The organism is Cryobacterium sp. PH31-O1 (assembly GCF_030063455.1).
Taxonomy (GTDB): Bacteria; Actinomycetota; Actinomycetes; order Actinomycetales; family Microbacteriaceae; genus Cryobacterium.
Window position 1 is genome coordinate 807375 of sequence record NZ_JASITB010000001.1, and the last position, 13512, is coordinate 820886.

The 13512-nt window shown below is 63.3% G+C and carries 13 protein-coding genes; 4 read left to right on the forward strand and 9 right to left on the reverse strand.

From position 1 onward, the window contains the following. Positions 1 to 130: 130 nt before the first annotated feature. Together QMK31_RS03870 and QMK31_RS03875 are read left to right on the forward strand one after the other, a co-directional pair. Entirely contained in the window at positions 131 to 1789 is a 1659-nt protein-coding gene (locus tag QMK31_RS03870; protein ID WP_283499603.1) for a sensor histidine kinase, read from the forward strand. Next, a complete protein-coding gene (locus QMK31_RS03875; protein ID WP_283499604.1) occupies positions 1782 to 2498 on the forward strand; it encodes a response regulator in 717 nt (238 codons plus the stop codon). The genes QMK31_RS03870 and QMK31_RS03875 overlap by 8 nt, the downstream gene beginning before the upstream one ends. On the opposite strand, the gene QMK31_RS03880 is transcribed toward QMK31_RS03875, so the two are convergent. Continuing rightward, positions 2495 to 3310: an enoyl-CoA hydratase gene (locus tag QMK31_RS03880; protein ID WP_283499605.1), complete on the reverse strand. Its 816-nt coding sequence runs from the start codon at positions 3308 to 3310 to the stop codon at positions 2495 to 2497. The two genes, QMK31_RS03875 and QMK31_RS03880, sit on opposite strands and share 4 nt — an antisense overlap. After that, complete coding sequence (locus QMK31_RS03885) at positions 3307 to 4458, reverse strand: enoyl-CoA hydratase/isomerase family protein (RefSeq protein ID WP_283499606.1); 1152 nt, start codon at positions 4456 to 4458, stop codon at positions 3307 to 3309. The genes QMK31_RS03880 and QMK31_RS03885 overlap by 4 nt, the downstream gene beginning before the upstream one ends. 250 nt (positions 4459 to 4708) lie before the next feature. Here QMK31_RS03885 and QMK31_RS03890 point away from each other — a divergent pair, with 250 nt between their 5' ends. Continuing rightward, positions 4709 to 5167, forward strand: a complete 459-nt coding sequence (locus QMK31_RS03890) for an SRPBCC family protein (protein WP_283499607.1) — start codon at positions 4709 to 4711, stop codon at positions 5165 to 5167. Between the two features lie 315 nt (positions 5168 to 5482). Here QMK31_RS03890 and QMK31_RS03895 read toward each other — a convergent pair whose 3' ends face one another. The 5 genes from QMK31_RS03895 to QMK31_RS03915 are packed head-to-tail and all read right to left on the reverse strand — an operon-like array spanning position 5483 to position 10435. Beyond that, on the reverse strand, positions 5483 to 6406 hold the full coding sequence (locus QMK31_RS03895) for a hydroxymethylglutaryl-CoA lyase-like TIM-barrel protein (protein WP_283499608.1): 924 nt from the start codon (positions 6404 to 6406) through the stop codon (positions 5483 to 5485). After that, positions 6406 to 7644 (reverse strand): CaiB/BaiF CoA transferase family protein, encoded by a 1239-nt coding sequence (locus QMK31_RS03900; protein WP_283499609.1) that lies wholly within the window; start codon positions 7642 to 7644, stop codon positions 6406 to 6408. The genes QMK31_RS03895 and QMK31_RS03900 overlap by 1 nt, the downstream gene beginning before the upstream one ends. Before the next feature lie 46 nt (positions 7645 to 7690). Then, positions 7691 to 8731 carry an ABC transporter substrate-binding protein gene (locus QMK31_RS03905; protein WP_283499610.1) on the reverse strand — a complete coding sequence of 347 codons (1041 nt, stop codon included), beginning with the start codon at positions 8729 to 8731 and terminating at the stop codon, positions 7691 to 7693. Between the two features lie 32 nt (positions 8732 to 8763). Further along, entirely contained in the window at positions 8764 to 9615 is an 852-nt protein-coding gene (locus QMK31_RS03910) for an ABC transporter permease (protein WP_283499611.1), read from the reverse strand. 1 nt (position 9616) lies between these two features. Then, the gene (locus tag QMK31_RS03915) at positions 9617 to 10435 is read right to left on the reverse strand and encodes an ABC transporter ATP-binding protein (protein ID WP_283499612.1); all 819 of its coding nucleotides are present in this window, start codon (positions 10433 to 10435) and stop codon (positions 9617 to 9619) included. Between the two features lie 167 nt (positions 10436 to 10602). Between QMK31_RS03915 and QMK31_RS03920 the strand changes: the two genes are divergently transcribed. Then, complete coding sequence (locus QMK31_RS03920; protein ID WP_283499613.1) at positions 10603 to 11364, forward strand: IclR family transcriptional regulator; 762 nt, start codon at positions 10603 to 10605, stop codon at positions 11362 to 11364. Between the two features lie 29 nt (positions 11365 to 11393). Here QMK31_RS03920 and QMK31_RS03925 read toward each other — a convergent pair whose 3' ends face one another. Together QMK31_RS03925 and QMK31_RS03930 are read right to left on the reverse strand one after the other, a co-directional pair. After that, the gene (locus tag QMK31_RS03925) at positions 11394 to 12161 is read right to left on the reverse strand and encodes a TY-Chap2 family putative peptide chaperone (protein ID WP_283499614.1); all 768 of its coding nucleotides are present in this window, start codon (positions 12159 to 12161) and stop codon (positions 11394 to 11396) included. Between the two features lie 110 nt (positions 12162 to 12271). Next, entirely contained in the window at positions 12272 to 13306 is a 1035-nt protein-coding gene (locus QMK31_RS03930; protein WP_283499615.1) for a LacI family DNA-binding transcriptional regulator, read from the reverse strand. Positions 13307 to 13512: the final 206 nt, after the last annotated feature.

The window sequence follows — 13512 nt, forward strand, 5'->3', positions numbered from 1 at the left end:
CTCCTATGTCTAGGCTTAACCTCACCCGTCAGGGGCTCCGGCTGCTGCAATGCGTACCAGACTGACTGAGGGCGCCCGCGAACACACGGTTGCGGTCATATTGTTCACGAACTCACGAGAGAGGCAGCTAGTGCGCAGGGAATGGAGCATCGCCCGACGGCTCTTTTTCGCGCACGCCCTGTTCATCGTGGTGCTCACCGTCTTCGTCGGAACGGCCTTCTTCGTCGATGCTCGCGATCGCGGCTACGACGAGACCAGCAGCCGGATGCTCGCAGTCGCCACGGCGATCGCCGACAGTCCCCTCGTACTCACCGCGAGTGAGTCAACCGATCCGAGCGCGTCGCTGCAGCCCTATGCCCTGCAATTGAGCGATGATGCCGGGCTCGATTTCATCACGATCATGGCCCCGGACCGCACGCGCTGGACCCACCCCACGCAGGCCGAAATCGGCAAGGACTACATCGGTACGATCGAACCGGCGCTGTCAGGACGGGCCTTCACAGAAATTAGCACGGGAACGCTCGGGCCATCCGTTCGTGCTGTGGTGCCGGTAACGGATGCCGACGGCTCCGTGCGCGGGCTCGTCGCGGTGGGCACCACTACGAGCAACATCACAATTGCCCTGAACGCCCGCCTGCCGTCGGTGCTCGGTCTTGCGCTCGGCCTGCTCGCATCGGGCTCGATGGTGACCTGGCTGCTCGGGCGGTATCTGCGCCGGGTGACGCTCGGCTGGGGGCCGGAGCATCTCGCGCAGGTGTTCGTGTACTACGACTCGGTGCTGCACTCGGTGAAGGAAGGGCTCGTATTGGTCGATCTGCACGGGGACCTCGTGCTGTATAACGACCAGGCGGCGCGGCTGCTCGGTATTTTGCCGAGGCCGACTGCGGGCAGCACCACGCCCCCGCCCGCCCTCGCCGAGCTGAGCCTGCCGCCGAGTCTCGGTGAGTTGTTGCAGAGCGGCCGTACCGCCCACGACGAGATCCATCTCACCGGCACCCGGGTGCTTGTCGTGAACCAGGAACCGGCCATGGCCCCATCCACCTCGATCGATGGCGGAAAGCCGATGGGTTTCGTGGCCACAATTCGTGACCACACCGATCTGCAGAACCTCGGCAGCGAGTTGCAGTCCATGCAGACACTCTCCGACGCCCTGCGGGCACAGACTCACGAGCATTCCAACCGGTTGCACACGATCGTCTCACTCATGGAACTCGGTCGCACGCATGAGGCCCTCGAATTCGCCACGGCGGATCTCGAGTTGAGCCAACAACTCGCCGACGAAATGGTCGGTTCGGTCGACGAACCCGTGATCAGCGCCCTGATCATGGGCAAGTCGGCGCAGGCCAATGAGCTCGGGGTCGCTCTGACGGTCACCGCCTCTGGCACCCTGACCCAGTCGGGGTTGTCGACCCAGGATCTCGTGACCGTGCTCGGCAACCTGGTCGACAATGCCCTCGACGCGGCGGTCGCCGGCACCGCCCCGCGGCGCGTGTCGGTTACGGTGTCTTCGACCGAGCGGGCCGTCACGATCGAGGTCGCCGACAGTGGGGCGGGTGTGGCACCCGATGTCATCGATGACGTGCTGCGGCTCGGCTTCAGTACCAAGGGTGGAGGCTCGGTGGGCCGTTCGGTCGGGGGCCGGGGGCTCGGTCTGGCGCTGGTGCGGCAGGCGGTGACGCGCCTCGGCGGCACACTCACCATCGGTCGACGTGAGGGCGCCGTCTTCACGGCGACCATTCCGGCCGTGGCGAGGTCGACCGATTCCGCGGTGGCGGTCGATTATGTCTGAGCCCGTGCTACCGCTCATTCGCGTGCTCGTCGTCGAAGACGAACCGCTCGCGGCCGAGGCGCACGCGGTCTACGTCGGTCGGCTCGCCGGTTTCGAACTGGTCGGTACGGCCGGCACCGGGCAGGATGCGTTTCGCCGGGTCGCGGCGGCTGCCGCGGCCGGCACTCCGATCGACCTCGTGCTCATGGACATGAACCTGCCAGACAGTCACGGGCTTGACGTGAGCCGGCGCATCCGTGCGGCGGGCCTTTCCACAGACATCATCGCGATCACCGCGGTGCGCGACCTCGACAATGTGCGTGGGGCGATCGCGGCCGGGGTTGTGCAGTATCTGATCAAACCGTTCACCTATTCGACCTTTGCCACGAAATTGACCAGTTACCGGGATTTTCGTTCGGAACTGAACGCGCAGGCATCCGTTGTGACGCAGTCAGCGGTCGATCACGCGTTTGCGAGCCTGCGCGCGCCGACCGATATTCCTCGGCCGAAGGGACTGTCCGATTCGACCCTGAGCCCGGTGGTCTCCTACCTGCAGGCGCAGGTCGCGCCGGTATCGGCGAGCGAGCTCATGGAACCGCTTGGCCTGTCGCGGGTGACGGCGCGGCGGTACCTGGAGTATCTCTCCGATGCGGGTCTCGTGCTGCGCACACCCCGCTACGGCACGCCGGGTCGGCCCGAGAACGAGTACAGCTGGAAGAGCGCGCGCTAGCGGTTCGTAAAGACCGGCGTGCGCTTCTCGACGAAGGCGGCCATGCCCTCGCTCTGGTCGTCGGTGGCGAACACCGAGTGAAAGAGGCGACGCTCCAAGTGGATGCCGGCGCTCAGCGTCGACTCGTACGCCGCGTTCACGACCTCCTTGGCGAGCATGGCGATCGGCGCCGATTTCGCCGCGATCTCCGTGGCGGTGGCGAGGGCATCGGCTTGCAGGTCGGCGACCGGTACGATGCGAGCGACGAGGCCGGCACGTTCGGCTTCGACCGCGCCGATGGTGCGACCGGTGAGGATCATCTCCATGGCCTTGGCCTTGCCGACGGCGCGGGTGAGACGCTGCGACCCGCCCATGCCGGGAATGACGCCGAGCTTAATCTCGGGCTGCCCGAAGGTGGCGGTATCGGAGGCGATGATGAAGTCGCAGAGCAGGGCTAATTCGCAGCCACCGCCGAGGGCATGCCCTGAGACCGCGGCGATCACGGGGGTACGCACGGCAGCGAGGCGGTCCCAGCCGGCGAACCAGTCCGCGAGGTACATGTCCATGTAACTCATGGTCGACATCTCCTTGATATCGGCGCCGGCCGCGAAGGCCCGCTCCGAACCGGTGATGATGATCGCACCGATCTCGGGATCGGCGTCGAGCCGGGTGGCAGCACCGACGACATCTTGCATGGTATCGAAGTTGAGGGCGTTCAGTGCTTTCGGGCGGTTGAGCGCAATGATGCCGACCCGGCCGTGGCGTTCGAGCAGAATATTGTCGTAGGTATCGGCGTTGATCTCGGTTGAGTTGGTCGGTGTCGTTTCGCTCACGCTATGGCCTCTCGTTCGGTTGATTCGTGCAGGGTCAGTTCGGGTGCGTTTACGCGCGGCAGATGCAACTCGCGCTCCCCCAGCGACGCGAAGTGCGCCTGCACGGCGGCGGTGGTCACGGCGTCGAGGGTACTCGGCTGCCAGGCGGGATTGCGGTCCTTGTCGATGACTTGGGCGCGAATGCCCTCGATCACATCGGGGCCGGCCACCATGCGCAGCGACACCCGGTATTCCTGTTCGAGCACCGCTTCGAGGCTGTCGAGGGTGCGCGCGCGTCGCAGCGATTCAAGCGTCACTGTGGCGGCGGTTGGCGACTTGGCCAGAATGGTGGCGGCCGCCTCGCGCGCGGCAGCAACGGGTGACGACTGCAGCCGCTCAATGATCGCGGGCAGGTCGTTTCCGGCGTAGCACTGGTCGATCCAGGTCCGTTCGGCCAGCAGCGGCGCCGGCGGAACCGTCGACGCGACGTGCTGGGCGATAGCTGCGGCAACAGGCATCCGCTTAAGAGCGTCGATGAGGGAGTCGAGCCCGGCCGAATCGACGAAGCTGTCGGCGAGGCCGAGCGCAATAGCATCCGCGCCGGTCATGGTCACACCGGTCAGGGCGAGGTGGGTGCCGAGCTCGCCGGGGGCCTGGGAGTATAGGTGGGTTCCGCCCACGTCGGGCACGAAACCAATTGTGGTTTCGGGCATGCCGAGTTTGGTGCGTTCGGTGACGACCCGGTGCGAGGCGTGCCCGCTCACACCCACTCCCCCGCCGAGAACGATGCCGTCCATGAGCGCTACATACGGTTTGGGGTAGCGCTTGATCTGCGCGTTGAGCGTGTACTCATCGGCCCAGAACTGCGCGTTCTCCTCGGGGTTGGTGCGCGCGTCGCGGTAGATCGAGACGATGTCGCCGCCGGCGCAGAGGGCGCGGTCGCCGCTGCCGGTTAGCAACACCGTGTGCACTTCGGGGTCGTCCGCCCAATCGTGCAGGGCGGCAGCGATCTCGCAGATCATTGGGTGGGTCAGGGCGTTGAGTGCCTTGGGCCGGTTCAAAATAATCCGGGCCAGGTGCCCGTCGCACTCAAGCAAGACGTCGGGCCCGTTCACAGCGGATGCCGACGGGCGGGGAGAAGGCGTGTCGATCGCGTTCCTGCTGGGCATAGATGACCTTTCCGCGACGATGCGGTGTCGATTGGGGGTTGGTGCAGGCATCGAGCTAAACCTGTGCCCAGTCTAACGACGAGAATTTGCGCGTCGCGTCCGCAGCCGGGGTACACGGCGCCGTCCCGCCTCGACGCTCGTTAGGTCTTGCATTCACAATGAGCTTTGGCACAATGCCAGCTCTCGCCTAATGCCAGTTCCCGCGTAACTGGCTAAAGTGAGGGCATTATCCGACCCATGGGAGCCGATCATGACCGACTACACCACCATCGAGCGAACGACGGTCATTCACGCGACGGCCGCCGCGATTCACCCACACCTCGTCGACTTCACCCAGTGGGTGGCCTGGTCGCCATGGGAGGGCATGGACCCCGACCTCAAACGTACTTATGGCGGCGAGCAGGGCTCGGTCGGTTCCACCTATGCGTGGGATGGCAACCGCAAAGCCGGTGCCGGAACAATGGTGGTCACCGCTGTTTCTCGCACCTCTGTCGACGTTGATTTGGCCTTCACCCGCCCCTTCAAGTCGAGCAGCACCGTGCACTTCGATCTGACCGAGCGAGATGCCGCCACGACCGTGGTCTGGACCATGCTGAGCCCCAAAACGTTTGCCTCCCGAGCCTTTGGCCTCGTGATGAACATGGAAAAGCTGATCGGTGCCGACCTGGACAAGGGCTTGGTTTCGCTCAAGCGCGTTGTGGAAAGCTGACGCAGCCCACGCAGGAGCGTCCTACCGAGTAAGTGATACGCCGGGCGTTCGCGCCAGGCGGTGCCTGCCGTGAATGCCGTTGTTTTTAAGCGAATGGCAAGAGCAAACACAGTCAGTCGCCGAGCGATAGCCCCTCACCTCTGCGCCATGGCTTGTCCGCCATTTCAGCGTCAGCCCATCATCACGGACTCAACAGTGAGTCCATAGCTCAGCAAGACAGATTTTTTTCAGCACGAGACGATAGAGCAGAGTTTCCGCACGGCTTTCTGGGAAAGTGCACTCGCAAACGTTTCGATCGGTGTCTTACGCGAGCCGCTACATCACCCAGTCGAATGCCTTGGCGGGAGAGCGCGCCCCCTGCGCTGCCTTCGAGCGATTCGGTTCGCCGAGCTCGGTGAGAAGCCCCTCGGTCAGACGCACGACCGAGCCGAAACCGGCGGGTGTGACCCACGAAGGTCGCGTAGCAAAGAGAACATCTTCACTCGCGGTGTTGCCGCTGGCTCCCGGCGCGAACGGGCATCCGCCCAACCCGCCGAGGGCACCATCCACCATGGTAGCGCCGGCCGAAATTGCGGCCAGGGTGTTCGCCACGCCCAGGCCCCACGTGTCATGCCCATGAAAAACGATCTCACGAACAGGCGTTTCCAGACGCACGCGGGTAATGAGGGACGACACTTGAGCCGGCACCGCTTGGCCGAGCGTGTCGCAGATCACCACGTGTGAGGCACCAAGCGCACGTTCGTCCCTGGCAATCTCCAGCACTCGCTCTGGCGCAACCTGGCCGTCGAACGGGCAGGTAAATGACGTCGCGATGCACAGCTGGATCTGTCCCGACACAGCGCGCGCAATCTCCACGGCCGCCGGCATAGCGGCCAGGCTCGCCTCGGTGGTGCGCCCGATATTAGCCTGGTTGTGGGCATCCGTTGCCGAGAAACAGTACTGAAAGTTACGCGCCCCGGCCGCCGCGGCGCGCTCCACGTGCCGCGGCGTGGCGACCCACACCCAACAGCGCGCCTGTTCGTCGGGCGTCAGTTCGGTCAGCACATCAAGGGTGTTGGCCATCGACGGCACGAGGTCTGGCCGGGCCATGGATCCGATTTCAAGCGACTCCACGCCGAAAGACAATAGCGACCGAATGATAGCCAGCTTGCGTTTCGTACTCAGCAGCCCCCCGGTGAGTTGCAGACCGTCACGCAGGGTGACGTCGCGCAGAACCGCGCTTGGCTCGAAAGTGAACATCAGGGGCGCTCCAACTCAATCATGATCAGCTCGATGTCTTCCTCACTCTTGCCCAATACCGTCGCCAGCACCTCACGCGTATGCTGCCCCAGGTCTGGCCCAAGGGTCCTGATATCGAGGGAGCGGTCGCCTATTACCGGAACAATTCCCGAAAACTCCACTCCAGACAACAGCTGTGCACCGTCGCAAACGTCAAACCGCTGGATCATATTGCGTGCCTGATACTGCGGGTCCGCGCAAATGTCTGCGGCCGTGTAAATGGGACCAGAGGGAACGCCCGCCGCCTCCAGAATCTTCAAGGCCGCCGCAGCCGTCAGCGTGGCCGTCCAGACCCCAATAGCCGCGTCCAGTTCGTCGCGCCGCAGCCACCGTGCCGCATTCGTCTGCAGCCCCGGGTCTGTTCCGAGGTCGTCGCGGCCAATTACCTGCATGTAGCGCCGGTAGATTGCATCAGCGTTACCGGCGATGACGATGCTCGCGCCATCGCCACACATGTACGCATTCGTCGGAGCGATGCCATCCATCCGACCGCCCACCCGCTCACGCGCCACGCCATACGCGGAGTAGTCGGGAACGAGTGACTCCATCATGGAGAGCATCGCCTCGTTCAGCGCCACGTCGATGACGCGTTCGTGCAGCGCGAGCGCGGCATCCGTTCTGCCCCGACGCACTTCGCGCTGAAACAGTGCCATGACTGAACCAAAAGCGGCGTAGAGCCCGGCGATTGAGTCGCCGATTGATACGCCCACCCGCACGGGCGCACGGTCGGGATCGCCCACCAGGTTTCGAAAACCGCCCATCGCCTCGGCGACGGCGGCGAATCCGGGACGTTGGGACAGCGGTCCGGTCTGTCCAAACGCTGACACTCGGGTGAGAATCAGGTCGGGGTTCACCGCGTTGAGAGCCTCCGCCCCCAGCCCCCACTTCTCCAGCGTGCCGGGGCGAAAGTTCTCGAGTACCACGTCGCACTGCGCAACGAGCTCAAGAACTGTGCGGCGGCCAAGGTCAGTCTTGAGATCAAGCACAATGGATTTCTTGTTGCGGTTGATGGTGCGAAACAGCATGGACGTGCTGCCGCCGTGCAGCCGCCAATTGCGAAGTTCGTCTCCCGTTCCTGGGCGCTCTACCTTGATTACCTCGGCTCCGAAGTCGGCCAGCATGCGCCCCGCCGTGGGTGCGGCAATGAAATTGCCGAGTTCCAGCACACGGATTCCGGCGAGCGGGGCTACATCGGTCATATCGACTACCTTTCCAACGGATGCCGCAGTACCGGCTGCACCGCGACTATTTTCCGCCGACGAACTCGTTGGTATAGGTGTCGCTGAGAGTGATCTCGGCGTCGCCAACCTCGGCATTGGCGATGCGTTGCGTGTCGAGCACGGCTTCGGCGCCGGCCTCGGAATTGCGGCCATCTTCGGTTAGCTGCGGTTTGAGCTGCTCGATGAGGGCAGCGTAGCGTTCCAGGTCGCCGCCGCTGAAGGATTCAGGCATTTCGGCCGCGATTTCGGCACCGGTGTGGTCGGCGATGTAGGCGAGGGTCTTGGTGAGTGCGTTGGCCAGCTTCTTTGCGGTCTCGGGATTTTCTTTGAGCCAATCGCTCTGACTGTAGAAGGACGACGACGGCCACATGTCGGTGTCATAGTGTTCTTCGACGCCAGCGGGCGAGCGCAGATCGGCCAGGGTCACCGTAGTGGAGTCTGTACGTTTGGCGAGCACCGAGATGTCGGGCTCCAGCATCACTCCGGCCACGACCCCGCCGGATTCCATGGCGGCCACAGCGGATGCCCCGGCCCCCATCGCGACAACGCTGACGCCATCCGGGTTCAGCCCGGCTTCTTCGAGCAGAAAACGCAGCATCGTGTGGGTAGACGAGCCCGGTGCGGTCACGCCAACGCTCTGGCCCATGAGGTCTTCAAGCGACGTGATCTTCGTGGTCGAGCCGGGCGCCACGACCAGCGCGAGCGCCGGGGACTTGCCCATCTGCACGAACGACGTGATGCTCTGCTTCTTCGCCTGCATCTGGATGGTGTGCTCGTAGTAGCCGCTCGCAACGTTAACGCTGCCGCCGAGCAGAGCGGTGAGGGCCTTCGAGCCGCCCTGCAGGTCTTGCAGGTCAACATCCAGGCCCTCCTCCTCGTAGTAGCCGAGCTGTTCGGCGAGGGTGGTGGGCAGGTACGTCAGCAGGGTCTGGCCGCCAATACCGATGGTGACCTTCGGCGCGGCACCGGCATCCAATCCCCCGTCTGCGGTGCTATTGCAGCCAGCAAATAGGGTGGCCGTGAGAAGCGCGGCGCCGACCAGAGTGAACTTTTTAGATAGCTGCACGATGTTCTTCTTTCTTGGGGAGGGCTACGGGGTTACGCGCCGGGCACCGGGCGCCAGCGCAACAAATAGCGTTCGAGGCGGTTCACGCCGAGGTCAACAAAAAGCACCACGATCATCAAAATGAACATGCCCGCGAAGACACCCTCGGTATCGAACACGCCCTGCGCCTGCGCAATGACGTACCCCACCCCGGCGGCGGCACCGAGGTATTCACCGACGACCGCACCAACAATGGCGAAGCCCACGCTGATATGCAGGCTCGAGAAAATCCAGGTGAGGGCGCTGGGAAGCACCACGTGCTGAATCAGGTGGCGTTCAGTGGCACCGAGCATGCGGGCGTTATCGAGCAGCACCTTGTCGACGCTTTTCACGCCCTGCAACACGTTGAAGAACACGATAAAGAACACGAGAGTAACGCCAAAGGCCACCTTCGATTCGATTCCGAGCCCGAACCACAGCAGAAAGATCGGCGCCAACACGACCCGGGGCAGGGCGTTGAACATTTGCACGAACGGTTCAAAGAGCCGTTCGAGAAAACGAACCCGTGCGAGCAAGAACCCGAGCACAAGGCCGAGCCCGGTTCCGATGATGAAGGCGTACAGGGCCTCCTGCAGGGTGATCCACAGGTGCGGAAAGATAAAGCCGCTTATGATCCAGTCCCAGACAGCCACGCCGATGGCGCTCGGCAACGAAAAGAAGAACGTATCGATCAGGCCCGCGCGCCCGAGTATCTCCCAGGTGCCGAGCACCACCGCGGTCAGGAGCAGTTGGTAGACGCGCATAAGGGCGGCGGGGGTTTCGCTGCGCGGGCGAGCCGGTGCGCGATGGTCACGAACAGCGGATGCGGCGGGCGCGGCATCCGCTCTGCCGGTGGTGATCGTCATGTCAGGCCGCCTTCGCCGCGTAGGTCTTAGCCACTTCGTCGCGCAATTTGCCCCAGATTTCGCGATGTAACTCGACAAACTGCGGGTCGTCGCGAATCTCCAGCAGGTTGCGCGGGCGTGGCAGGGTGATGTCGTAACGGGCCACCACGTGGCTCGCCGGGCCGGCGCTGAGCAGCACGACCTCATCGCTGAGGGCGATCGCTTCGTCGAGGTCGTGGGTGATGAAGATCACGGCCTTGCCAGACTCCTGCCAGATTTCGAGCAGTTCGTTCTCCATGATCTGGCGGGTCTGCACGTCAAGGGCGGAGAAGGGCTCGTCCATGAGCAGAATGTCGGGGTTCACGATCCAGGCCTGGGCAATCGACGTGCGCTTGCGCATGCCGCCGCTGAGCTGGTGCGGGTAGCGGTCTTCAAAGTTGGAAAGGCCCACCTTGGCGAGCCAGCGACGGGCCTCTGCGGCGGCCTCCTTCTTGTTGACTCCGCGCATAATGAGGCCAAGCGCCACGTTGTCGAGCACGGTTTTCCACGGCAACAGGGCATCCTGCTGAAACATGTAAGAAGCTCGGCGGTTCACGCCCATGACCGGGGCTCCGAAGCTGCGCGCCTCGCCCTCGCTCGGCGTCATCAGGCCCGCCGCCATGTTGAGCACGGTGGACTTGCCGCAGCCGGTCGGGCCCACGATCGACACAAACTTGCCCGGCATCACCGTGAGGTCAATGCCCTTCACCGCAAAATATGAGCCCCCCTGCGGTGTGACGAACTCCTTGGTGCAGCCGTCGAGCTGGATCGCCGGTGCGTGTGCTTCTTCTACTGACGTCATCGTCTTAGATTCCTTACAGGCCGGATTTTCAAATTTTCACTCACATTGTGAGTCGTAGACTCGCGATGTGGTTACATGAACCTTAGTAGCGGTTCACTCCCAACCGCAACGATGATTGACTTATGACAACGGATGCTGCGGCTCGCTCCGCGTTCAAAGGAGGCCTCGTGCCCGAAACAGCTGCGAACCGCATTCTGGTGCTCGGTAAAATCCGCCAGATTATGGACTGCTTCACGGCGGATCAGCCCACGCTCTCACTGAGCGCCATTCGCAAGAGCGCCGGCCTCCCCGAAAGCACGACGCAACGACTCGTGCAGAATCTGGTGTCTGAGGGTTTTCTCGACCGCGATGGCAGCGGCTATCGCATCGGCCTGGCCGTCGCTCGGTGGGCGATCAATGCCACCCAGGGCCTCGATGTCATCCAGGCATCCCGGCCAGTGCTGCAAAGCCTGCGCGAGCAGACCCAGGAATCGTCGGTGCTTTATGTGCGATGGCGGCACTACCGCACCGTTGTAGCTACGGCCCGCTCGCAGCGTGCCATTACTCGTGTACTCGAGGTGGGAACCGTCATGCCGCTGCACCTCGGCTCCGCGGGCAAAGTGTTTCTCGCCTTCGATGAGTTCGCCCGTCAGGAACTACTCACCGTGGCCCCCGACGAAGCGCTGCCCACCGAGCTGCTCGACCAGATTCGCTCTCAGGGGTGGGCGTCATCGTTCGAGGAACGCGAGCCCGAGGTGGCGTCGGTGAGTTCCCCCGTGTTTGATCACCACGGCAACGTCGTGGCCGTGGTGGGCATCGTGGCTCCGTCGTCGAGGCTCAACGAGGCCACCGCGGTGCCGATTTACACCACTCCCGTAGTAAATGCGGCAGCGCTCATCTCGAGTGCACTGGGGTTTGAGCTGCCGAAAGCCCGGGATATACAGCCCTAAATTCTGCCTCCTACGCCAACGAGCGCGTCTCAGGCCAGATATCGGCCGAGAACTCGGGCCGTGGTCAGGGTGAGATTGTGATCCAGCTCTTCGTACACCGGCAGAAGTGATGTTGCGCCGCTGCTCGTGTGCACGACGCCGGCCACATCAAAGATAGCGATCGGCTCCAGGTCGCGCAGTAAGACCCAGAACGGCTGGAAGAAATACACCGTGCCCGCGTTGTTCACCTGCTGTTCAGCGACGACTTCATAGGCGGAGCGCGCCAGCACCGCGGTAGGAAAGCCATTGAAATAGTGGGTCGGTTGCTCGACCAACATCGGTGCGGTAACGGCGTACCACTCATGCCGATCGTTCACGGCACCCACCAGAGCTTTGGTGATAACGCGGTAGGCCAGCGTGCGCGGCGTAGTGGCCGGCGCAGTTGTGGGAATGCCGAGCCCAGTCGCCTCCTCAAGACGTTTAAGCGTCCCGTGTGGGCTGAACGCGGCCATCATTTCGATCCAGCTGATCACGTGAACGAGCCCGTTTACCAGGTACTGGCATCCGCCCACGAGATCCCACTGAATGCTGAGGTCGCCGTGCTCATCGTGCACAATGATCAACCGGTCGCCCTCGTCGACCTCCACGCCGGCAATGCGCAGCTGCGGATGCCGCCGCACCAGTTCGCTGGCGATCCACCAGATCTGCGCGGTGAGAAACCGATCGGCGGGCGGATAGTATTCCTCCCCGACGTCACCACCAGCGTCGTTACCGGTGGCAAAGTTATTGCCAGAATTGCGTGATGCTGAATTGCTCATAGTTCAACTCCCCAGGTTACTTAGGATTACTCACCTACACTCCTCGAAGACAGCCTGCTGCGAAACCCCCGGTTCGGGCTTGGCTGAAAGAGCACGGCCAAAATGGCGCTCTACGGGATCACGGCAAAATCGCGCTCGACCAAGCGCGGAGTGATCATGCGGTGCTTGGGCTCAAGCGACTCCGGGGCGCCATGCACCTTGCCACCGAACTCGCCGGTCAACAGTTCCAGCACCCCGGCAGCCACCTCGTGCACCGACTGGTCGATGCTCGACAGCCCGATCGCGGCGGCGACGGGCGTGTTGTCGTAGCCCGTGACCGGCAGCCGCCCGGGGTTGGCGATCATGGCGCCGAGGGCTAGCGAGTCGCTGGCGCAGAGCACCGCATCGAGGCGGCCCGCGGTGCGTTGTAGTTCTTGCATGGCGGCGGTTCCCTGGGCGACGCCGTCAACGGTAACAACCTCAAGCCGGGTCAGCTCGTCTTCGGTCACATCCCCCCGCTCGATCATTGCATCGCGCCAGCCGCGTCGACGGTCCTCGCCGGTGCCGGACGGGCTGGGCCAACCGATGTAGCCGATGCGCTGCGCCCCAGCATCTTGCCTCGACCGAGTCGCAGCGTGCAGTCCTGCCCACCCGTCCACATCCACCCAGAGATGCTGCGGGTCTTCCATGTCATCGACCCCCCACGGTCGGCCGAAGGTCACGAACGAGATTCTGTTCTCGATCAGCCATTTGGTTCGTGGGTCCCCCGCAAAAGTGGAGGTGAGCACGAACCCGTCCACATCGGCTCCGTCGTTCAAGCGCTGCAGCTGTGTGATCTCATCCTCAGGGCTGGTGGCCGTAAAAAGAAGCACGCGCAGACCCTGCCGGTCGGCCTGCTCGGTTAGCGCGTGCAGGAACCGATCAAGCACTGACCCGGAGATGCCGTCGATCATCGGATCCAGCCGAATGCCGATCGTCGAACTACGCCGCGTGCGCAGCCGTCGTGCCGAGGCATGGGGGCGGTAACCTAACCGGGCAATGGCGGCCTGCACACGCTCGCGGGTATCGGCCTTCACGATCCCAGGTGAGTTCATGACGTTCGATACGGTCTGGCGGGAGACACCGGCAGCCAGTGCAACATCCGTAATCGTGGAAAATGTGGTCATAGCCGCTTCTCCCCCGAGTAAATGCGAGCGCACGGGCCCTCGCTATTTGTACGTTCCAACGCCGGTTTCCTTACAGTACCGCTTTTCTGGCGGCTTCAAAATTTCAATATTTGATCGATCCAAGAAAACATTTGATCGATCAAATAATGTGGGCTACTGTGACGCATACACAAGCAAGCGCGCAGCGTAGCGCTAACGAAGGAGCA